25 protein-coding genes are annotated in these 20114 nt (G+C 63.5%); all 25 read left to right on the top strand.

The genetic code is table 11. The features are described 5' to 3' along the window. Nucleotides 1-65: 65 nt before the first annotated feature. A complete protein-coding gene (locus EP237_RS10760) occupies nt 66-1670 on the top strand; it encodes a carboxyl transferase domain-containing protein (protein WP_127560894.1) in 1605 nt (534 codons plus the stop codon). Nucleotides 1671-1798: 128 nt separating this feature from the next. After that, nucleotides 1799-2218 (top strand): ASCH domain-containing protein, encoded by a 420-nt coding sequence (locus EP237_RS10755; RefSeq protein ID WP_127560893.1) that lies wholly within the window; start codon nt 1799-1801, stop codon nt 2216-2218. After that, entirely contained in the window at nt 2218-4164 is a 1947-nt protein-coding gene (locus EP237_RS10750; protein WP_127560917.1) for an acetyl-CoA carboxylase biotin carboxylase subunit, read from the top strand. The genes EP237_RS10755 and EP237_RS10750 overlap by 1 nt, the downstream gene beginning before the upstream one ends. 73 nt (nt 4165-4237) lie before the next feature. Further along, nucleotides 4238-4906 (top strand): glutathione S-transferase family protein, encoded by a 669-nt coding sequence (locus EP237_RS10745; protein WP_127560892.1) that lies wholly within the window; start codon nt 4238-4240, stop codon nt 4904-4906. A 1-nt stretch (nt 4907) separates the two neighbouring features. Beyond that, nucleotides 4908-5204, top strand: a complete 297-nt coding sequence (locus tag EP237_RS10740; RefSeq protein WP_127560891.1) for a putative quinol monooxygenase — start codon at nt 4908-4910, stop codon at nt 5202-5204. 5 nt (nt 5205-5209) lie between these two features. Then, nucleotides 5210-6064, top strand: coding sequence for a hydroxymethylglutaryl-CoA lyase (locus EP237_RS10735; protein ID WP_127560890.1), 855 nt, complete (start codon nt 5210-5212; stop codon nt 6062-6064). 3 nt (nt 6065-6067) lie between these two features. Next, a complete protein-coding gene (locus tag EP237_RS10730) occupies nt 6068-6850 on the top strand; it encodes a crotonase/enoyl-CoA hydratase family protein (RefSeq protein ID WP_127560889.1) in 783 nt (260 codons plus the stop codon). 60 nt (nt 6851-6910) lie between these two features. Beyond that, entirely contained in the window at nt 6911-7705 is a 795-nt protein-coding gene (locus tag EP237_RS10725; RefSeq protein WP_127560888.1) for a phytanoyl-CoA dioxygenase family protein, read from the top strand. A gap of 513 nt (nt 7706-8218) precedes the next feature. Further along, complete coding sequence (locus EP237_RS10720) at nt 8219-8584, top strand: NADH-quinone oxidoreductase subunit A (protein WP_071688470.1); 366 nt, start codon at nt 8219-8221, stop codon at nt 8582-8584. Next, nucleotides 8584-9108: a NuoB/complex I 20 kDa subunit family protein gene (locus EP237_RS10715; RefSeq protein ID WP_071688479.1), complete on the top strand. Its 525-nt coding sequence runs from the start codon at nt 8584-8586 to the stop codon at nt 9106-9108. Before EP237_RS10720 ends, EP237_RS10715 begins: the two co-directional genes overlap by 1 nt. Before the next feature lie 31 nt (nt 9109-9139). Then, a complete protein-coding gene (locus EP237_RS10710) occupies nt 9140-9754 on the top strand; it encodes an NADH-quinone oxidoreductase subunit C (RefSeq protein ID WP_127560887.1) in 615 nt (204 codons plus the stop codon). Nucleotides 9755-9762: 8 nt separating this feature from the next. Then, on the top strand, nt 9763-10632 hold the full coding sequence (locus EP237_RS10705) for a sulfotransferase (RefSeq protein ID WP_127560886.1): 870 nt from the start codon (nt 9763-9765) through the stop codon (nt 10630-10632). Then, the gene (locus EP237_RS10700) at nt 10629-11852 is read left to right on the top strand and encodes an NADH-quinone oxidoreductase subunit D (RefSeq protein WP_127560885.1); all 1224 of its coding nucleotides are present in this window, start codon (nt 10629-10631) and stop codon (nt 11850-11852) included. The genes EP237_RS10705 and EP237_RS10700 overlap by 4 nt, the downstream gene beginning before the upstream one ends. Next, the gene (locus EP237_RS10695; RefSeq protein WP_127560884.1) at nt 11849-12220 is read left to right on the top strand and encodes a hypothetical protein; all 372 of its coding nucleotides are present in this window, start codon (nt 11849-11851) and stop codon (nt 12218-12220) included. Before EP237_RS10700 ends, EP237_RS10695 begins: the two co-directional genes overlap by 4 nt. Nucleotides 12221-12283: 63 nt before the next feature. Next, the gene (locus EP237_RS10690) at nt 12284-12958 is read left to right on the top strand and encodes a hypothetical protein (protein ID WP_127560883.1); all 675 of its coding nucleotides are present in this window, start codon (nt 12284-12286) and stop codon (nt 12956-12958) included. Nucleotides 12959-13065: 107 nt separating this feature from the next. Then, nucleotides 13066-14136, top strand: coding sequence for an NADH-quinone oxidoreductase subunit NuoE (gene nuoE / locus EP237_RS10685; RefSeq protein ID WP_127560882.1), 1071 nt, complete (start codon nt 13066-13068; stop codon nt 14134-14136). Nucleotides 14137-14246: 110 nt separating this feature from the next. Continuing rightward, on the top strand, nt 14247-14945 hold the full coding sequence (locus EP237_RS10680; protein ID WP_127560881.1) for a methyltransferase domain-containing protein: 699 nt from the start codon (nt 14247-14249) through the stop codon (nt 14943-14945). Nucleotides 14946-15025: 80 nt separating this feature from the next. Further along, complete coding sequence (locus tag EP237_RS10675; RefSeq protein ID WP_127560880.1) at nt 15026-15784, top strand: hypothetical protein; 759 nt, start codon at nt 15026-15028, stop codon at nt 15782-15784. A 42-nt stretch (nt 15785-15826) separates the two neighbouring features. After that, nucleotides 15827-16423, top strand: coding sequence for a hypothetical protein (locus EP237_RS10670; RefSeq protein WP_127560879.1), 597 nt, complete (start codon nt 15827-15829; stop codon nt 16421-16423). 153 nt (nt 16424-16576) lie between these two features. Continuing rightward, nucleotides 16577-16807: a DUF5337 domain-containing protein gene (locus tag EP237_RS10665; RefSeq protein WP_127560878.1), complete on the top strand. Its 231-nt coding sequence runs from the start codon at nt 16577-16579 to the stop codon at nt 16805-16807. A gap of 2 nt (nt 16808-16809) precedes the next feature. Then, a complete protein-coding gene (nuoF, locus tag EP237_RS10660; protein WP_127560877.1) occupies nt 16810-18108 on the top strand; it encodes an NADH-quinone oxidoreductase subunit NuoF in 1299 nt (432 codons plus the stop codon). Nucleotides 18109-18110: 2 nt separating this feature from the next. Further along, the gene (locus EP237_RS10655; RefSeq protein ID WP_127560876.1) at nt 18111-18545 is read left to right on the top strand and encodes a DUF3291 domain-containing protein; all 435 of its coding nucleotides are present in this window, start codon (nt 18111-18113) and stop codon (nt 18543-18545) included. Between the two features lie 123 nt (nt 18546-18668). Beyond that, nucleotides 18669-19082: a hypothetical protein gene (locus EP237_RS10650; RefSeq protein ID WP_127560875.1), complete on the top strand. Its 414-nt coding sequence runs from the start codon at nt 18669-18671 to the stop codon at nt 19080-19082. A 102-nt stretch (nt 19083-19184) separates the two neighbouring features. Then, on the top strand, nt 19185-19670 hold the full coding sequence (locus EP237_RS10645; protein ID WP_127560874.1) for a hypothetical protein: 486 nt from the start codon (nt 19185-19187) through the stop codon (nt 19668-19670). Nucleotides 19671-19801: 131 nt separating this feature from the next. After that, the gene (locus EP237_RS10640; protein WP_127560873.1) at nt 19802-20095 is read left to right on the top strand and encodes a hypothetical protein; all 294 of its coding nucleotides are present in this window, start codon (nt 19802-19804) and stop codon (nt 20093-20095) included. The last annotated feature ends 19 nt before the right edge of the window (nt 20096-20114 follow it).

Raw genomic sequence — 20114 nt, 5'->3', positions numbered from 1 at the left:
GGTTTCAGGTTTGATTTGGATCTGATTAATAGTATCAAAAAACGATATCGTCAAGAGGTCGCCCAATGAAGCTCAAATCTAGCGTCTTGACCCGTTCCGAAGACTTCGCGGCCAACCGTGCTGCGCATCTCGACGCCTTGGCCGTGGTGCGCGAGGCGGCGGAGGCCGCGGCGCTCGGTGGCGGTGAAAAATCCCGCGCCCGGCACCTCAGCCGGGGCAAGATGCTGCCAAGGGACCGGGTGGCGAACCTGCTCGATCCCGGATCCCCTTTCCTGGAGGTCGGCGCGACCGCAGGCCACGGCATGTATGACGGCGCGGCGCCTTGTGGCGGGGCCATCGCGGGCATCGGCCGGGTGCACGGGCAGGAGATCATGGTCGTCTGCAACGACGCCACCGTGAAGGGCGGCACCTACTACCCGATCACCGTCAAGAAACACCTGCGCGCGCAGGAGATTGCGGAGCAGAACAACCTGCCTTGTGTCTACCTCGTCGACTCGGGCGGCGCGAACCTGCCGCAGCAGGACGAGGTCTTCCCCGACCGCGAGCATTTCGGGCGCATCTTCTACAACCAGGCCAATATGTCGGCCAAGGGCATCCCTCAGATTGCCGTGGTGATGGGAAGCTGCACGGCAGGCGGCGCTTACGTTCCGGCCATGTCGGATGTCACCATCATCGTGAAGGAACAGGGTACGATCTTCCTCGCAGGTCCGCCGCTGGTGAAGGCCGCCATCGGCGAGATCGTCAGCGCCGAGGAGCTTGGCGGGGGCGATGTGCACACGCGCCTGTCGGGTGTGGCCGATTACCTGGCCGAGGACGACGCCCACGCGCTGGCCCTTGCGCGGCAGGCGGTTGCGGGGCTCAATCGCCGCAAACCGCAGACGGTCGACTGGCAGAGCCCGGAAGACCCCGCCTACGACCCCGAGGAAATCCTCGGTGTGGTCCCGTCCAGCCTGACCACGCCCTATGACATCCGCGAGGTCATCGCCCGTGTTGTCGACGGCTCGCGGCTTGATGAGTTCAAGGCGCGGTTCGGGGAAACCATCATTTGCGGCTTTGCCCATGTGATGGGCTGCCCGGTCGGGATCGTGGCCAATAACGGCGTGCTCTACAGTGAAAGCGCCGCCAAGGCCGCCCATTTCATCGAGCTCTGCAGCCAGAGGAACATCCCGCTTGTCTTCCTGCAGAATATCACCGGGTTCATGGTCGGGCGGAAGTACGAAGCCGAGGGGATCGCACGCCACGGCGCCAAGATGGTGACGGCGGTGGCAACCACGAAAGTGCCGAAGATCACGATGCTGGTTGGCGGCAGTTTTGGGGCCGGGAATTACGGCATGGCGGGGAGGGCCTATTCGCCCCGGTTCCTGTGGACCTGGCCCAATTCCCGCATCTCGGTCATGGGTGGCCCGCAGGCGGCGGGCGTGCTGGCGACGGTGAAGCGCGACGCGATCGAGAGGGCGGGCGGCAGCTGGTCGGCCGAGGAAGAGGCGGAATTCAAGCGGCCGACGCTGGAGATGTTCGAACATCAGTCGCACCCGCTCTATGCCTCGGCCCGGCTCTGGGATGACGGGGTGATCGACCCACGCAAGACGCGCGAGACGCTGTTCCTGTCGCTCTCGGCGTCCCTGAATGCCCCGATCGAAGAAACGCGCTTCGGCGTGTTCCGGATGTGACGCGCCATGAAGAATTTTCGGGAAAATTCTTCGGTGCGGCAAAATCCTTCCAGAAGGATTTTGGGAGGTCGGAAAAATCTTCAGGAAGATTTTTCGGGGGCCGGGTGCCCGAAAGAAAGGGGGCAGCCATGACCGGACAAAGCTTGCAACAGATCATCGACGCGAATCCCGAGGCTGAGACGTTTCGTTTCGGGGACAGTGCCCGGCTTTGCGCCGACATCCTCGCGCTCGTGCGGGCGGGAAAGAAGACCGCCACCTGCGAGGCCATGCGCGCCTATACACAAGAAGGCGACGCCCTGCCGGTGGTGGGGCGCCGCGACGTGGCGTTGAACTGGGACGGAACACCGGCACTGATGCTGGAAACGGTCGAGGTGACCACGCGCCGCTTCGACGAGATGGACGAAGAGTTCGTGGCCGCCCAAGGGGAATTCCGCGACCTCGCTCACTGGCGCGAGGGTTACCGCGCCTATTTCACCCGCAACGGTGGTTTCTCGGAAGACATGGACCTCATGTGCGAACGGTTCCGCGTGGTGGAGGATTACGCATGATGTTCTCGAAGATCCTGATTGCCAATCGCGGCGAAATCGCCTGCCGGGTGATCGACACCGCGCGTGCCATGGGCGTCGGAACGGTCGCTGTCTATTCGGATGCCGATGCGGGCGCACGTCATGTGGAGATGGCCGATGAGGCCGTCCATATTGGCGGGCCCGCACCGGCCGACAGTTATCTGAAAGGCGATGTGATCATCGCGGCGGCTCAGGCCACGGGGGCGGAAGCGATCCATCCGGGCTATGGCTTCCTGTCGGAGAACCCCGATTTCGTGGAGGCGGTGGAGGCCGCGGGGCTGACCTTTATCGGGCCTTCCGCCGATGCCATCCGCAAGATGGGCCTCAAGGATGCCGCCAAGAAGCTGATGGAAGAGGCGGGGGTGCCTGTCGTGCCCGGCTATCACGGCAGCAATCAGGACCCTGAGCACCTGTCCGGGGCCGCCGATGCCATTGGTTACCCGGTGCTGATCAAGGCCGTTGCAGGTGGCGGCGGCAAGGGGATGCGCAAGGTCGACCGGCCTGATGACTTCATGAACGCGCTCGCCAGCGCCAAGGGCGAGGCGAAGACCGCCTTTGGCAATGACGCGGTGCTGATCGAGAAATTCGTTCTTCAGCCGCGCCATATCGAGGTGCAGATTTTTGGTGATGGCACCCACGCTGTGCATCTCTTCGAACGCGACTGCTCCCTGCAACGCCGCCACCAGAAGGTGATCGAAGAGGCTCCGGCACCGGGCATGACGACCGAGATGCGGGAGGCCATGGGGCTGGCAGGTGTCCGGGCCGCCGAGGCCATCGGCTACAAGGGCGCGGGCACGGTCGAGTTCATCGTGGACGGGTCCAAGGGCCTGCGCCCTGACGGGTTCTGGTTCATGGAAATGAACACGCGCCTGCAGGTGGAACACCCGGTGACCGAAGCGATCACGGGCGTCGATCTGGTGGAATGGCAGCTGCGCGTGGCCGCAGGGGAACGCCTGCCAAAGCAGCAAGACGAGCTGACAATCACCGGCCATGCCTTCGAGGCGCGGCTCTATGCAGAGGATGTGCCCAAGGGCTTCCTGCCCGCGACGGGGACACTCGCCCATCTGAAATTCCCAGAAGGCGCGCGCTGTGACACCGGGGTCCGGGCAGGCGATACGATCAGCCCGTGGTACGACCCGATGATCTCCAAGGTGATTGTGCATGGCCCCACGCGGGCGGTTGCGCTGAAGCGGCTGGATCAGGCACTTGCGGGCACGCAGGTGGCGGGCTCGGTCACGAATCTCGCTTTTCTCCGGGCCCTTGCCCGGCACGACGACTTTGCGGCGGGCGAGGTGGATACCGGCCTGATTGACCGCGATCTGGAAAGCCTCGCCGCCGATCCTGTGGCCTGCAGCCGGGTGCGGTCGCTGGCTGCTCTGGCGGCGCTTGGGTTGCATCGGGAGAGCCCGGCACTTCAGGGCTTCAGCCTTTGGGCGCCGCTGCGTCAGACTGTGGTCTTCGACGATCGAGACGACCGGGTGAGCGCGGCGGTGGAAACGTTGGCAGCGGGCCGTTTCCGGGTCGAGATCGGTGATGCGGTGCATGACATCACGCGCCAGGCGGGCCGTTGGAGCGTCGATGGGGCGCCCACGCCGGCCGAGGTCGTGACACATACGGCGGGTATCTCGGTGTTCTGGGGCAATGGCTATGGCTTCGATCCGGTCGATCCGCTGGACGTGGCAGCCGAGGGTGCGGTTGCCCTCGGTTTGATCGTCGCGCCGATGCCGGGGTTGGTGAAAGCGGTGTTCGTGGAACCGGGGCAGGAGGTTGCCGCTGGCGACCGGCTGGCCATTCTGGAAGCCATGAAGATGGAGCACACGCTGACGGCGGGCCGGGATGGAACGGTGGCAGAGGTTCTGGCCAGCGCGGGCCAGCAGGTCGAGGAAGGTGCTGCGCTCATTCGTCTGGACGAAGAGGATGAGGCATGAGCGGGGGAAATTTCTTCGAAGAAATTTGGCAAGAATTTTCGAAAATTCTTGTCCCAGGCGGAAAGGTCGCGCGATGATCCGGCTTCACCACGTCCCGCAAAGCCGGTCGATGCGCACCTTGTGGCTGCTCAACGAACTGGGGGTGGCATACGAATTGCAGGTCTGGCCCTTCGACAAGTCGCTGCGCTCTGCCGATTACCTGGCCAAGAACCCCGCAGGCCGGGTTCCCGCGCTTGAAATTGACGGGGAGTGCTGGTGGGAAACCGGCGCGATCACCGAGCTTCTGTGCGAACGGTTCCCCGAGGCAGGCATGGGCCGCGCGCCGGGAGATCCCGAGCGGGCACAATGGCTGATTTGGGTGCATTTTTCAGAAACGATCAGCCAGCATTGCGCGATCCTGACGCAGCAGCACATCATGCTGTATGACGATTCCATGCGCAGCCCGGTGCTGATGAAGCTGGAGGCAAAGCGGCTGGAAAAATGCTATGAGGCGCTTGAAAACCGGCTTCAGGGGCGGGACTACTTGCTGGACAGTGGGTTTTCGGCGGCGGATGTCTCGGTCGGACAGGCCGTTTACATGGCGCGCCACTTCGCTCATCTTGACCCGTTCAAATCCCTGACCGCATGGTGGGACCGTATCACGGCTCGCCCCGGTTTCGCGCTGTCACGCCCCAATGAAGCGCAACAGAAGCTGTACAAACAGCCGTTTTACCCGCCCTGGGAACTCAAGGAAGGTGCCTGACATGGACGACAAATTGCACGTGATCGCACGGATCAGGGCGCATCGCGAAACCCTGGATGAGCTTCTGGAATCGATGCGGGTTCTGGTGGCGGAGGTCCGGGAGGAACCGGGGTGCCTGCGCTATGATCTGGCACAGTCTCAGGACGATCCGTCGGTGCTGATCTTCATCGAGGAATGGGCCTCCCGCGCCGAATGGGAGGACCATATGCAGGCCGAGGCCTTGCAGCGTCACGGGGCGCGGACCCGGCCAGAGATGGTGCTGGATATAGAAGTCCATGCGCTTGACCGGATTGTGTGACGACAATGCCCAACACCGTTGAGATTTTCGAGGTCGGCCCGCGCGACGGGCTGCAGAACGAAAAGCGCCAGATTCCGACGGCAGAGAAGATTGCCCTGATCGATTGCCTGTCCCGCGCGGGCTTTCGCAGGATCGAGGTGGCCAGCTTTGTCAGCCCCAAATGGGTGCCGCAGATGGCGGATTCGGGTGCGGTTCTGGCGGGGATCACCCGCGCGCCGGGCGTGTCCTACGCGGCTCTGACGCCCAACATGAAGGGCTATGAGGGCGCCAAGGCTGCGCGCGCCGACGAAATCGCCATTTTCGCTTCGGCGAGCGAGGGCTTTTCCAAGGCCAATATCAACGCCACGATCGAGGAAAGCATCACCCGCTTCGTGCCGGTGGCGCAGGCTGCCAAGGCCGATGGCATCCCGGTGCGCGGCTATATCTCTTGCGTGACCGATTGCCCCTTCGACGGGCCGACGCCGCCTGCCGAGGTGGCGCGGGTGGCGGCAACGCTGCGCAATATCGGCTGCTACGAGATCTCGCTTGGCGACACGATCGGGCAGGGCCGTCCGGAGACCGTGGACGCGATGCTGGCCGCGGTGCTGGAGGAGGTCGCGCCGGAGGAACTGGCGGGCCATTTTCATGACACCGCGGGCCGGGCGCTGGACAATATCGAGGTGTCTTTGGCGCGGGGGCTGCGGGTCTTCGACGCCGCTGTCGGCGGGCTTGGCGGCTGCCCCTATGCGCCGGGGGCCGAGGGCAATGTCGCCACAGAAGCCGTCGCCGCGCGGGTGGCAGAGCTTGGCTATGAGACCGGGCTGGATATGGGCGTGATTGCCGAGGCCGCGCAGATGGCGCGGGCCATGCGGGAGGGATAAGCCATGGAAACGATTGATATCGCGGTGGATGATCGCGGCGTTGCGGTGCTGATGCTGGACATGCCGGAGCGTCACAACGCACTGGCCCCGCAGATGATCGCGGAACTGACCGAAGCGGCAGAGCGGCTCGGGGCGGATCCCGCCGTTCGGGTCGTGGTGCTGACCGGCAATGGCAAGACCTTCTGCGCCGGGGGGGATCTGGCCTGGATGAAGGACCAGATGGCCGCCGGTGCCGCGACCCGGGCGCGTGAGGCGCGCAAGCTGGCAGCGATGCTGGGGGCGCTGGACCGGATGCCCAAGCCGCTGATTGGCCGGGTGCAGGGGCAGGCCTTTGGCGGCGGGATCGGCATGATGTCGGTCTGCGATGTGGCCGTGGGGGTCGAGGGCGCGAAATTCGGCCTGACGGAAACGCGGCTCGGGCTGATCCCGGCAACGATCGGGCCTTACGTGGTGGCGCGCATGGGCGCGAGCCGGGCGCGGCGGGTCTTCATGTCGGCGCGGATCTTCGGGGCTGCTGAGGCGGTTGATCTGGGGCTGCTGGCCAAGGCCGTTACGGCCGAGGATCTGGATGCGGCGGTGGAGGCCGAGGTCGCGCCCTATCTGGCCTGCGCGCCGGGCGCGGTGGCCAAGGCCAAGGCGCTTGTCGCGGCGCTGGAGCCTCGGGTGAATGATGCCGTGGTGGACATGACCATCGCCGCATTGGTCGATGCCTGGGAAAGCGAGGAGGGGCCGGAAGGCGTGTCGGCCTTTTTCGAGAAGCGCAAGCCAAGCTGGCAACAAAGCTAAGCACTTGCATCAGCGGGCGGGCTGGCGTTTGCTCTGCCCGGTCAACTGGGAGGAGCGTTCATGGCTGTCACCGTCACGCAAGAACAGATCGCGGAGTTCGCCCGCGATGGCGCGGTCTTGATCAAGGGGCTCTTTGCCGATCACGTGGACACGCTGCGCAAGGGCGTGGAGCGGAACATGACGGAGCCGGGGCCTTATGCGGCGGAGAACCTGTTGCCGGGCGAGGGCGGGCGCTTCTTTGACGACTATTGCAACTGGACGCGGATTCCCGAATTCGAGAAGGTCATCCGGCACTCGGATGCGGCGCGGGTGGCGGGCGAGCTGATGCGCTCGGACAGGGTGCAGATTTTCCACGACCACGTGCTGGTGAAAGAGCCGGGGACGTCGAAGCCGACGCCCTGGCATCAGGATGGACCCTATTATTTTGTCGAGGGTGAGCAGACCATCAGCTTCTGGTCGCCGCTCGATCCGGTGACGGATGCGACGCTGCGGCTGGTGGCGGGAAGTCACAAGTGGCCAAAGCCGGTTCTGCCGACCAGGTGGTTGAAAGAAGACGCTTTTTTCCCCGATGAGGGCGCCTATATCCCGGTGCCGGACCCGGATGCGGAGGGTCTGACGGTGCTGGAATGGACGATGGAGCCCGGCGATGCGGTGGCCTTCGACTACCGCACCTTGCATGGCGCGCGGGGCAATACCAGCACGAGCCGCCGGCGGGCGTTTTCCGTGCGGTTTCTTGGGGATGATGCGCGTTACGTGGAACGGCCGGGGCGGACGTCTCCGCCGTTTCCGGGGCATGACATGGTGCCGGGGCAGCGGCTGCGCGAGGATTGGTTTCCGGTCGTCTGGCAGCGCTGAGAAGGCGCGCCGCCTGCTGCGCGCGCGGTGATATCCGGAGCGAAAACAGGCTGTCACTCCCCGTACACCGGGCGTACACCCCCGTGCACCCCCTGTGCATCTCTTTGGCAGGTTTTGGGTTGACCGGGATTTCGCCGTGCCTGCGGCACGTCGATCCGCGCGGCCCGTGCCGGGCCGCGACGAACGCTCTTGAAAGGGCGTTCAAGGGGGGCTCTGCCCCCGTCGCCTTCCAGGCGACTCCCCCGAGGTATTTTGGCCAAGATGAAACGGCAATCGACGCGCGGGAGGACGATGGCGCGCGCGTGGCTGCGCGTCCACGAGGGGGGACGCGCAGATCTGTGGCAGGCCCTGCGGTGATTTTTCCTGCCTTGGAGGCCCCTGTTGCGCTTTGCTTCGGTTGACCCCCGCGCGGTGCGGGCATAAACAGCGGACAGTCCCCGCGCGCAGATGCGTATTGCGGGGGATGACCCTGCGCCGCTTCGCCGTGGCGCCCGCGAGCCGAAGGAGCCAGCCTTGGAAGACCTGCTCAGGGATTATGCGCCCGTTCTGATCTTTCTCGCCCTTGCCATCGGGCTTGGGATTGTCCTCATCCTTGCCGCCGTCATTCTGGCGGTCCGCAACCCGGACCCCGAAAAGGTGTCGGCCTATGAATGCGGGTTCAACGCCTTCGACGATGCGCGGATGAAATTCGACGTGCGATTCTACCTCGTCTCGATCCTGTTTATCATCTTCGACCTGGAGATCGCCTTCCTGTTCCCATGGGGCGTGGCCTTCCCGGAGATGTCGATGCTGGGGTTCTGGTCGATGATGATTTTCCTGGCCGTGCTGACCATCGGCTTTGCCTATGAATGGAAGAAGGGGGCCCTCGAATGGGAGTGATGACCAGCGCCAACACCGCCGGTGTGGACAAGGACGTTGCCACCCGCGCCCTGAACGCGGAGCTGCAGGACAAGGGCTTTCTGCTGACCACCGCCGATGACCTGATCAACTGGGCGCGCACCGGGTCGCTGCATTGGATGACCTTCGGTCTGGCCTGCTGCGCGGTCGAGATGATGCATACCTCGATGCCGCGCTATGACGCCGAGCGGTTCGGGATCGCACCGCGCGCCTCCCCGCGCCAGTCGGATGTGATGATCGTGGCGGGCACGCTGACCAACAAGATGGCGCCGGCGCTGCGCAAGGTCTACGACCAGATGCCGGAGCCGCGCTACGTGATCTCCATGGGGTCCTGCGCCAATGGCGGTGGCTATTACCACTACAGCTATTCCGTGGTGCGCGGCTGTGACCGGATCGTGCCCGTGGATCTTTACGTTCCCGGCTGCCCGCCGACGGCAGAGGCGCTGCTTTACGGCCTGCTTCAGCTGCAGCGCAAAATCCGCCGCACCGGCACCATTACCCGCTAAGCGCCGCCCGCGCTGACCGAGGAGACGACGCATGAGTGAAGATGCCCTTCGCGAATTGGCCGACCTGATTACCCTCAAGCAGGGGGACGCGGTCATCGGCACAGAGATCGCCCATGGCGAGTTGACGGTGGAGATCACGCTGGCCTCGATCCCGGCCTTCATGGACTTCCTGAAGACCGACACCGCCTGCCGTTTTTCCACGCTGGTGGACATCACCGCCGTGGATTACCCGAGCCGCGACAAGCGCTTCGACATGGTGTGGCATTTCCTGTCGATGTACCAGAACCACCGCATCCGGGTGAAAACCCAGATCCGCGAGGACGAGATGGTGCCCTCGATCACCGGTGTCTATCCGGCGGCCAACTGGTTCGAGCGGGAAGTGTTCGACATGTATGGCGTGCTGTTTTCCGGCCACCCGGACCTGCGCCGCATCCTGACGGATTATGGCTTCCGCGGCTATCCGCTACGCAAGGATTTCCCGACCACGGGCTACACCGAGGTTCGCTATGACGAGGCGTTGAAGCGCGTGGTCTATGAGCCGGTGAAGCTGGTGCAGGAATACCGCCAGTTCGATTTCATGAGCCCCTGGGAAGGTGCCGAGTATATCCTGCCGGGGGATGAAAAACCCGAGGCCGCGAAAGGCTGATCAGGCGCATGGCACAGGCGACACTCCTTTTCGGGATCGGCGCGGCAAAGGCGGGGACGACCTGGCTTTACCGCTATCTTGCCGCACATCCCGAGGTGCGGCTGCCCGCCGTCAAGGAATTGCATTATTTCGACACCTGCGAGACCAGCAAGTTCGACCGGCAGGTCACCCGCATGCTGCGCGAGCGCAAGCGCCGCAAGGACCGCCTGCCGACGGGGGACGCGCGGCTGGACAAGCGGCTGCAACGCGAGGTCTGGGCCTATACCGGCTGGCTGAACGTCATCCGCGAGGGGCAGAACGATGCGGGCTATCTGGCGTTCCTGAACCACAATGCCGAAGCGGCGCGGGTGGTGGGGGACATCACCCCGGCCTATGCGACGCTGTCCGAGGCCAGCCTGTCGCGTATGGCGGGCTTGGCCCCGGTGACGCGCTTCGTCTTCCTGATGCGCGACCCGCTGGACCGGTTGTGGTCCAACATCCGCATGGCCGCGACCCGCAAGGGTGGCGATCTGGCGGCGACCGCAGGGGCGCTTCTGGACAAGGTGCTTGGCGGCGAGGATCAGACCATGGCGGCGCGCTGCGATTACGCGGGGACGCTGACGAGGCTGAATGCGGCGGTGGACCCGGCGAAGCTGTTCACGGCCTTTTACGAGACACTCTTCCAGCCCGACACGCTGGCCCGGCTCTGCGGCTGTCTCGGCATTGCCGAGCGGCCTGCGAATACCGAGGCGCGGGTTCTGGCGGGGGAAGACCTGACGATGACCGAGGCGCAGCGCGCCCGCGCGATGGCGTGGCTTGCCCCTCAGTATGATGCGGTGCGCGGGCACATGGGTGCCCTGCCGCAACGCTGGACGGATAACATGGAGGCGCTGGCATGATGGATGGCGGCAAAGGCTTCGAAGACGCCCTGACAGGCGAACAGAAGATCCGGAATTTCAACATCAACTTCGGGCCTCAGCACCCGGCGGCGCACGGCGTGCTGCGTCTGGTGCTGGAGCTGGATGGCGAGATCGTCGAACGCTGCGATCCGCATATCGGCCTGCTGCATCGCGGCACCGAAAAGCTGATGGAAAGCCGGACCTATCTGCAGAACCTGCCCTATTTCGACCGGCTGGATTACGTGGCGCCGATGAACCAGGAACATGCCTGGTGCCTGGCCATCGAAAAGCTGACCGGCGTGGAAGTGCCGCGCCGTGCGTCGCTGATCCGGGTGCTTTATTCCGAGATCGGCCGGGTTCTGAACCACCTGCTGAACGTGACCACACAGGCCATGGATGTGGGCGCGCTGACGCCGCCGCTCTGGGGCTTCGAGGAACGCGAGAAGCTGATGGTCTTCTATGAACGGGCCTGTGGCGCGCGTCTGCACGCGGCCTATTTCCGCCCCGGTGGCGTCCATCAGGACCTGCCGCCGGAGCTGCTGGACGATATCGAGACCTGGGCCAATGAATTTCCGGCCAAGCTGGACGATATCGACGGGCTGCTGACCGAAAACCGCATCTTCAAGCAGCGCAACGCCGATATCGGTGTGGTGAGCGAGCAGGAAGTGCTGGATTGGGGCTTTTCCGGTGTGATGGTCCGCGGGTCCGGCATGGCCTGGGATTTGCGCCGCGCGCAGCCCTATGAATGCTATGACGAGTTCGAGTTCCAGATCCCCGTGGGCAAGAACGGCGACTGCTATGACCGCTACCTCGTGCGCATGGAAGAGATGCGCCAGTCGGTCCATATCATCCATCAGGCGATTGCCAAGCTGCGCGCGCCGGAAGGGCAGGGCGACATCCTGGCCCGTGGCAAGATCACGCCGCCAAAGCGGGGCGACATGAAGACCTCGATGGAGGCTCTGATCCACCACTTCAAGCTCTATACCGAAGGCTTCCACGTGCCTGCCGGTGAGGTTTACGCGGCGGTCGAGGCCCCCAAAGGGGAGTTTGGCGTCTACCTTGTCGCGGATGGGTCGAACAAACCCTACAAGGCCAAGATCCGCGCGCCGGGCTATCTGCACCTGCAGGCCATGGACCATGTCGCGGGTGGCCACCAGCTGGCAGACGTCGCGGCCATCATCGGCACGATGGACGTGGTGTTCGGTGAGATCGACAGGTGAGCCTCACCCTTCTCACGACGATCTGCGGGGGCGTCACCGTTCTGATCCTGGCCTTGCTGGCCTGGGCGTTCTGGACCGACCCCGACAAGGGGTTGGAGCAGACCACGCATCGTCTTGAGAAGTTACCGCTCGTGATGGCCGACCGCTATACGGCCTTCGCCTTTCTGGCGCTCGTCTTCACGATCTATGGGGATCTCAACGTCCTTATCGCCCTTTTCGCCGTCTGCGCCTTCATGGGCTTTGCAGATGGCCTGATCTACGCCCGTGCCGGGTATCCGCATTGGAAGCATACTATTTCGGGTGTGCTGTCGACCGTCGCATTGTGCATCGCGGTTCTGGCGCGGCTCGGGCAGGGTGCTGCTGCCTGACGCGGGACTTGCCAACATGCGGCGGACCGGTCCATCCTTGCCAACAAGGAAGGAGAGCCGTTCATGCCCGCCCTGTTTCACCGTATTTTGGCTGTGCTATTCCTGACCGGTCTTGGCTCTGCCGCGACGGCCCAGGAGGCGCTTTCGCCTGATGACTGGGATCAGGTCCTTGAGACCACCTTGGCAGAGAACTTTCCGTTTTGTTCAACCGGTCCCGGCGGCATGGTCGAAGGGCTGGAGGCGCGCGTTGCAATTCAGGTGATGCTGCAAGATCCGGATGCGTCGGATATGCCGGTGTTGCTGTCCGAAGGAGCGGCAGCCGTGCAGCGCCAGATCGCGGCAGGTGTAGTGATCGCCGATGCTGATGGTGTTCGGCTGGCCAACTGCCCGACCCACGCCACACAGCTGACCCTGCAGTTCCGGCACCAGGCCAATGAACTGCTGCTGTTGGAGGACGGAGATCGGGCCGCTTTGCTGTCCGATATCATCGCGGACTATGGCTGCGTTGTTTTGCCAGAGCAGGAGCAGCCGTTTTTCGTCTTCGCCCTGACCCACATCGCCGCGCACTTCGACCTGCCGCCGCCTGCTGCCCTCGGTGAGGTTGCTGGCATTGGCGATTTCTTCGAGGCGGTCGACATCTTTCTGGCTGGAACACAACGCCGGATGATCGAAAGCGGTGCCTTGGTTTCCGAAGCGAGCGGAACAATCCGCCTGGCTAACTGCGAGGTCAGCCAGTGAGACCCGCCATTGGGACAATTCAGGTCCGGAAGTAAAAAGAGACGCATGGACATTTTGGCGACACTCTGGCAGCAAGCGCAACAACGATATTCGACGGGACCGACCTGATGCTGAGACGCCTCTACCACGACCAGCCCGAAAGCTTTGCCTTCACCCCCGCCAATCAGGCATGGGCCGAGGCGCAGATCACCAAATATCCCGAAGGCCGCGCGCAATCGGCGGTGATCCCCCTGCTGTGGCGGGCGCAGGAACAGGAAGGCTGGCTAACGCGGCCCGCGATCGAAGCGGTGTCCGACATGCTGGGCATGACCTATATCCGCACGCTGGAAGTGGCGACCTTCTATTTCATGTTCCAGTTGCAGCCCGTGGGCGCGATTGCCCATGTTCAGGTCTGCGGCACCACGTCCTGCATGATCTGCGGCGCCGAAGACCTGATTGCCGTCTGCAAGGACAAGATCGCCGCCAACGCGCATGAGCTGTCGGCGGATGGCAATTTCAGCTGGGAAGAGGTGGAATGCCTGGGCGCCTGCGCGAACGCGCCGATGGTGCAGATCGGCAAGGATTACTACGAGGATCTGACCGCCGAGAAATTCGGCTGGATCCTCGATGAACTGGCCGCGGGTCGCGTGCCCACCCCTGGCCCGCAAAACGGGCGCTATGCGTCGGAGCCGCTGTCGGGTCTGACCTCGCTCAAGGATCACGAGGCCGGGCGCGACAGCCTGAACGCCTCGGCCCGTTTGGCCACCGATATCGGCGACACCGTCAAGCGGATCGACGGCACCGAAGTGCCGCTGCTGGCGCCCTGGGGCAAGCAGTCGGGCGGCGACGTCGCTGCACCTGCCGCCGCGACGCCCGCCCCGGCAGCGGAGCCTGCACCCGCACCGCAACCTGCCGCGACCCCGCAAACCCAGGCCGAGACCCCGGCGGAGGTCGAGGAGTCTGAGCCCGAACTGCTGAGCGCCCCGCGCGAAGGCCGCGAGGCGGATGACCTGAAAAAGATTTCCGGCGTTGGTCCGAAGCTTGAAGAACTGCTCAATTCCATGGGCTTCTGGCATTTCGACCAGATCGCCGCCTGGGGTCCGTCCGAGATCGCCTGGGTCGATGCGCGCCTCAAGTTCAAGGGCCGGATCGAGCGTGACAATTGGGTCGCACAGGCGAGCGAACTGGCCGGGTCCTGATCCTCTGCCCTTTGACGAGCGGCCGGAACCCGGCACCCTTGCGGCGCGCGCTGTAGGGGGATGTGCCCTGTCGCGGGCGTCGGGATGGATGGCAGTCACAGGAGGCCGACGTGATTCATGACTATGAAACCATGTTCAAGGGCCATGTGGAGCAGTCGGAACGGCGTCAGGCCAATGCCGATCTCATGGCTGAAATCCTCTGGACCTATGTGCAGCCGAAATCGGTCATCGACCTTGGCTGCGGGCTTGGGTTCTTTCTGAAATCCTGCAAGGCGCGGGGCGCGACGATCAAGGGCGTGGATGGCGATTGGCTGGCCCCGGAAGATAGCGTCATTGCGAAATCCTACCGGCAGACAGCCGACCTCAATCAGCCCTATGCGGCCCGCAAGCGCTATGACCTCGCGGCCACGATCGAAGTGGCGGAGCATTTGTCGCCGGACCGGTCGGAGGGATTTGTCGACGATCTTTGCGCGCTGTCGGACGTGGTGCTGTTCTCGGCGGGCATTCCCGGACAGGGTGGGGCCGGGCATATCAATCTGCGGTTTCAGGGCGAATGGGCGGCGATGTTCCAGGATCGCGGCTATGGGTGCTACGATCCGATCCGCCGCCGCATGGGAGCATTCGAGTTCGTCTTGCCGTGGCTGATGCAGAATGTGCTGCTCTATGTGAAGGATGGGGTAGAGGTCAGCCCGGCCCTGGCCGAGCATCGCATCCATCCCCGTGCGGCCTCTTACGTGTGCGATTGGCACTACAACAAGCGGGTCAAAACGTTTCAGCGCCGCTTGCGGGCCGCAAAACGCAAGTCGTAACCCCTTTTCCAAGAAAATCCTTCACAGATTGGGGGCGGCTGGTGTCTACTTGCCCCAATTTGGGAAACAGGGGAATTGTTATGTCTGCACAGAATGACAGCACCAGCTGCCATACGAACTGCCTGATTGCCGGGGTCGTCCTTGGGGTCTTGCTGTTCCTGATCCTTAAATTCGCCGCCGGGTGGGGCCTCTTGATGGCGCTGATCCTCGGTCTTGTCGTGGCCGTGCTTTTGACCATCGTGCTGCGCATGGTCTTGTGTGTCGAGAGCGGGGCAGGGGCGTCTGCCTCGGCGCCTGCATCTTCGCCCGCGCCAACCCCGACAGCGCCGCCCGCACCGGCACCGGCTGCCGCACCGGAGCCGGAAGCCGCGCCGGAACCGGTCGCGGAAAGCGTTCCAGAGCCGGAACCCGCAGCCGCGCCCGAACCCGAAGTGGCGTCTGAACCGGAACCGGAGGCAGAGCCCGAACCGGAACCGGAGGCGACCCCAGAACCCGAGGCTACGCCGACCCCTGTCGCATCCGCGCCGGAACCGGTTGAGGAAGACGGCACCGCCGCACAGCCCGTCGCCATGGAGGCCGCGCGCGAGGGCGGGCCGGATGACCTGAAGAAGATCAAGGGCGTGGGGCCGAAGCTGGAGCAATTGCTGCACACGCTCGGTATCTATCACTTCGACCAGATCGCCGCCTGGGGACCTGCCGAAGTGGCCTGGATGGATGACAATCTGCAAGGCTTCCGGGGCCGCGTGACCCGCGATGACTGGGTCGCGCAGGCAGGGCTATTGGCCGCAGGTGGAGAGACGGATTTCTCAAGAAAAGTTGACGAAGGGGATGTATACTGACCTCTGGGAGGATGTGTTTGATCATCCAAGAGGACAACCGACATGAAACTTGCAGAAGACATCTGGCTGGGATCTGTCGCGGCCCGTAACAACCTGATTGCGGCCGCGAACTACTCGGCCGCCTTCTACGGAAATGCTGCAGTGCAGAGCTGGTCTTTGGGCCTGACCGCACCGCAGGTTTTCTGGTCCGCCATGGCCCGCGCCTTTGACGACACGCCCGACAATCGCGACGCGGCCCCATCCGCCAGCCCGGTGGCCGAAGCGCCCGTGCTGAGTGTTGTGGACCCCGTGCAGCCCGAGGCCGCGCCGGAGCCTGAGGTGGTCGAGGCTGTTGCAGCCCCCGCGCCGGAGGCTGTTGCGGATGACGTTGCGGAGGTCGTTGCAGAACTACCCGAGACAGACACCCCGAACCCGCTGCTGCTGGACGAGGCGCGCGGCGGCGTCGCGGACGACCTAAAGCTGATCAAGGGCATCGGCGCCAAGCTGGAGGCGGGCCTGAACGAGATCGGGATCTACCATTTCGATCAGATCGCCGGTCTGGATGACGCCGGAATCGACTGGCTGGACGAGCACCTGCCGGGCTTCAAGCGCAGCTGTGCCCGCTTTGATCTGGTCACGGGGGCGGGCGAATTCGTCTGATCGCGGGCCACTCGGTACGAAAAACCAAACGCGTCGGCCCGTCCGGCGCGTTTTTCCGTTCCGGTCGTGTGTTTTGCGCCGCCGAACAGTGGACATTCCCCGTCGCTCTGCCGTAAACCGGGCCAAACCGCTAGCGACCCGAGGCCAGGCCCAATGCCCGACGCCCCCCGGACAGTTCCTCCCCAGGCCCGCAAGGCCCGTATCGCTGCTGCCGTGATGGCGGCGACGATGGTGTTGTGGATGGGGGCGCAGCTTCTGGGTGGACAGCTTGGCCTGCCCGTGCGCTATGTGTTTCTGTTCGACCTTGCGGCAATTGCGGCTCTGGTCTGGGCCCTGATCGTGACGTATCAGGTCTGGCAAGCCCGCCGCGCAGAAAGGGACTGAGAATGCTTCAGGACAAAGACCGGATCTTTACGAATATCTATGGCATGCATGACCGCACCCTTGCGGGCGCCAAGGCGCGCGGCCATTGGGACGGCACCAAGGACCTGATCGGTCTGGGGCGTGACAAGATCGTGGAGATCATGAAGGCCTCCGGCCTGCGCGGTCGTGGCGGGGCGGGTTTCCCGACCGGTCTGAAATGGTCCTTCATGCCCAAGGAATCGGATGGCCGCCCGTCCTACCTGGTGATCAACGCGGATGAATCCGAGCCCGGCACCTGCAAGGACCGGGAGATCATGCGCAACGATCCCCATACGTTGATCGAAGGTGCGCTGATCGCCAGTTTCGCCATGGGTGCGCATGTCAGCTACATCTATATCCGCGGTGAATATATCCGCGAGCGCGAGGCGCTGCAGGCCGCGATCGACGAGGCCTATGAGGCCGGGATGCTTGGCAAGAACGCGGCCGGATCGGGTTGGGATTTCGACCTCTACCTGCATCATGGGGCAGGGGCCTATATCTGCGGCGAGGAAACCGCGCTGATTGAAAGCCTTGAAGGCAAGAAGGGCATGCCCCGGATGAAGCCGCCCTTCCCGGCGGGCGCGGGTCTTTATGGATGCCCCTCGACCGTGAACAACGTGGAATCCATCGCCGTGGTGCCGACCATCCTGCGCCGGGGCGCGGATTGGTTCGCGGGCTTTGGCCGCCCCAACAATGCGGGCACCAAGCTCTTTGCGATCTCGGGTCATGTGAACAATCCTTGCGTGGTGGAAGAGGCGATGTCGATCAGCTTCGAGGAGCTGATTGAAAAGCATTGCGGTGGCATCCGCGGTGGCTGGGACAACCTGCTGGCGGTGATCCCCGGCGGCTCCTCCGTTCCGTGCGTGCGCGGCGAGAACATGCGCGACGCGATCATGGATTTCGACTACCTGCGCAACGACCTGCAATCGGGCCTCGGCACCGCTGCCGTGATCGTCATGGACAAGTCCACCGACATCGTGAAGGCGATCTGGCGCCTGTCGAAATTCTACAAGCACGAAAGCTGCGGTCAGTGCACGCCCTGCCGCGAAGGCACCGGCTGGATGATGCGGGTTATGGATCGTCTGGTGCGTGGTGAGGCGGAGCTGGAAGAGATCGACATGCTGTTCCAGGTCACCAAACAGGTGGAAGGCCACACGATCTGCGCCCTTGGCGACGCGGCGGCCTGGCCGATCCAGGGCCTCATTCGCAACTTCCGCGATGAGATCGAGGACCGGATCAAGGCGCAGAAAGCCGGACGCGTCAGCGCGGTCGCTGCCGAATAAGGATGCATCTGGCCCAGTTCAATATCGGCCGCATGGCCTATGAGCTGGACGATCCCCGCATGGCCGATTTCAACCGCGGGATCGACATGTTGAACAGCATCGCCGAACGGTCCGACGGGTTTGTCTGGAAATACGAAACCGCCTTTGGGGGCGTCGTCCCCGAAGAGGTGGACGGCGATCCCCGCATCCTGGTGAACCTGACCGTGTGGGACAGCGTTGACAGCTTGCGCTTTTATGTCTGGAACACGCTGCACAAGCATTTCGTGACCCGCCGGGCGGACTGGTTCACACCGATGGACGAGGCCCATTTGGTGATGTGGTGGGTGCCGGAAGGGCACCGCCCGGATCTGGCGGAGGCTTTGGCCAAGCTGGAACATCTGCGCCAGAACGGGGAGTCCGAAGACGCGTTCGGGTGGAATACCTTTTCGAAGGCGTGACCGGAAATTGGGGCCATCCCGTCCGATAGGCGGCGGCCAAAAAACTTGTAACTGAAGATAATTGCGCCTAGCATTTAATTCAGATCGGGCCACTGCCCCGATTTGGAATTCGGAGGGCATTTCATGAAATCTCTTACCTTGGCGATGAGCGTCTTTCTCGCAGTCTTCGGTGTGGCGCACGCTCAGGGCATGGATCCTGATGTTGTCTTTGAACGCACCGTACGTGACGATGACCGTGGCGTGCGCGCGGTCATTCGGTATCGGCCAGAGGTGTTCTTTGGTGGACAGGACGAGATTGTGAACGACGATGGCACGGTTTCCATCCTCTTTTGGGATGGGTTCACTGGCGAGTTCACCGCAGAGGTCATCGAGGGCAGTCTGGCCGAGGACGACGCAGGTGCCTTCTTGCGCGAAGCGGTGATTGCCGTCTGTCCCTCGGTCGAGCGGGCGCGGTTGGAAAATGAGTGGGTGAATATCAGGCCGCCTTATTACTCGATCTATTCGCAATGCCCCGAGGTGGACGACCGGCTGGAGTGATCTGGTCGCGGCTGTCGCGTGTGCCGGTGGGTTTGTTGACTTTTTTCGACCGGTAGCTTTGAGTCGTATGGCAGGCGCACGACTAGCCACGGTGAATGCAGTTTGGATCCTGATTCTGACACCAAGTCCCGCAAGGGCTGGCTGACCCGGGAACGCAATGGAATTGCGTCTTTCGCGGATCTGTCGCGCATCCTTCTGGCGGTGATCGCCGGTCTGGTGGCGTTCTGGCAGTTCAACCAGCAATGGCGGATCGAGAATGAACGCGGCGCGAGGGCGGCCTATCGCGAGTTCCTGATCATCTCGATGAACAACCCCGAGCTGTCGCGGCCCGATCTTCTGGACCAGGACGCGACCCCGATCGAGAACGAGCGCTATTTCTGGTATGTCAACCTCATGAGCCAGACCTTCGAAGAGGTCTTCGCCCATGTCCCCGAGGTCGACGCGTGGGTGGCCATCGCGGAAGTCCAGATCGCCTTTCACTGCGGGTTCTACCTTGGCGACGACTATGATCCGGCGCTGTACTCCACGCGTTTCCGGGACACGGTGAACCGGATCATTGACGAGGATCCCCTCGGGTTCTGCTACTGACCTGTGTCCCATCTGCCCAGGAAGCGTTCTGCGGCCCTTTGAAAGCGTTGATGAATCCTATCCGAAAGGGTAGACTGTTTCCAAATGAGCACCCGAAAACGGGGCGAGTGGGTTCCTCTGTGGAGGCGGCAGTGACAGATCAACGTGCATATGACGGCGGCAGGCCGGTTTTGGTCGGTGTCTACCGGGTATGGGTAGTCGCCGTATTCGTGTCCTTCGCGGCGCTTGGCATCTGGCTGGGATATACATGGGGCATAGGCGGTTCCATCCTCGGCACGGTGATCGGGGTGATGCTGGCGGGCATGGTCATGATGGTGCTGAACACGCCGGAAAAACTGGAAGCGGCGATTTACACGACGCTCGGGATCGCGTTCGTGGCGCTGATCATCTACCTGATCATCGCCTATTGGGGCGTGCGGATCTGACCGGGGTGAACCGGCGGGA

This window comes from Nioella ostreopsis (assembly GCF_004000255.1).
GTDB classification, from domain to species: domain Bacteria; phylum Pseudomonadota; class Alphaproteobacteria; order Rhodobacterales; family Rhodobacteraceae; genus Nioella; species Nioella ostreopsis.
This window is presented reverse-complemented; position numbering and strand designations above follow the sequence as displayed.

Coding starts and splice junctions, on each gene's coding strand:
- EP237_RS10675 (WP_127560880.1), top strand. CDS start 15,026: ATGTCTGCACAGAATGACAGCACCAGCTGCCATACGAACTGCCTGATT.
- nuoF (WP_127560877.1), top strand. CDS start 16,810: ATGCTTCAGGACAAAGACCGGATCTTTACGAATATCTATGGCATGCAT.
- EP237_RS10655 (WP_127560876.1), top strand. CDS start 18,111: ATGCATCTGGCCCAGTTCAATATCGGCCGCATGGCCTATGAGCTGGAC.
- EP237_RS10750 (WP_127560917.1), top strand. CDS start 2,218: ATGTTCTCGAAGATCCTGATTGCCAATCGCGGCGAAATCGCCTGCCGG.
- EP237_RS10705 (WP_127560886.1), top strand. CDS start 9,763: ATGGCACAGGCGACACTCCTTTTCGGGATCGGCGCGGCAAAGGCGGGG.
- EP237_RS10730 (WP_127560889.1), top strand. CDS start 6,068: ATGGAAACGATTGATATCGCGGTGGATGATCGCGGCGTTGCGGTGCTG.
- nuoE (WP_127560882.1), top strand. CDS start 13,066: ATGCTGAGACGCCTCTACCACGACCAGCCCGAAAGCTTTGCCTTCACC.
- EP237_RS10740 (WP_127560891.1), top strand. CDS start 4,908: ATGGACGACAAATTGCACGTGATCGCACGGATCAGGGCGCATCGCGAA.
- EP237_RS10665 (WP_127560878.1), top strand. CDS start 16,577: ATGCCCGACGCCCCCCGGACAGTTCCTCCCCAGGCCCGCAAGGCCCGT.
- EP237_RS10725 (WP_127560888.1), top strand. CDS start 6,911: ATGGCTGTCACCGTCACGCAAGAACAGATCGCGGAGTTCGCCCGCGAT.
- EP237_RS10755 (WP_127560893.1), top strand. CDS start 1,799: ATGACCGGACAAAGCTTGCAACAGATCATCGACGCGAATCCCGAGGCT.
- EP237_RS10650 (WP_127560875.1), top strand. CDS start 18,669: ATGAAATCTCTTACCTTGGCGATGAGCGTCTTTCTCGCAGTCTTCGGT.
- EP237_RS10690 (WP_127560883.1), top strand. CDS start 12,284: ATGCCCGCCCTGTTTCACCGTATTTTGGCTGTGCTATTCCTGACCGGT.
- EP237_RS10670 (WP_127560879.1), top strand. CDS start 15,827: ATGAAACTTGCAGAAGACATCTGGCTGGGATCTGTCGCGGCCCGTAAC.
- EP237_RS10715 (WP_071688479.1), top strand. CDS start 8,584: ATGACCAGCGCCAACACCGCCGGTGTGGACAAGGACGTTGCCACCCGC.
- EP237_RS10745 (WP_127560892.1), top strand. CDS start 4,238: ATGATCCGGCTTCACCACGTCCCGCAAAGCCGGTCGATGCGCACCTTG.
- EP237_RS10735 (WP_127560890.1), top strand. CDS start 5,210: ATGCCCAACACCGTTGAGATTTTCGAGGTCGGCCCGCGCGACGGGCTG.
- EP237_RS10760 (WP_127560894.1), top strand. CDS start 66: ATGAAGCTCAAATCTAGCGTCTTGACCCGTTCCGAAGACTTCGCGGCC.
- EP237_RS10700 (WP_127560885.1), top strand. CDS start 10,629: ATGATGGATGGCGGCAAAGGCTTCGAAGACGCCCTGACAGGCGAACAG.
- EP237_RS10710 (WP_127560887.1), top strand. CDS start 9,140: ATGAGTGAAGATGCCCTTCGCGAATTGGCCGACCTGATTACCCTCAAG.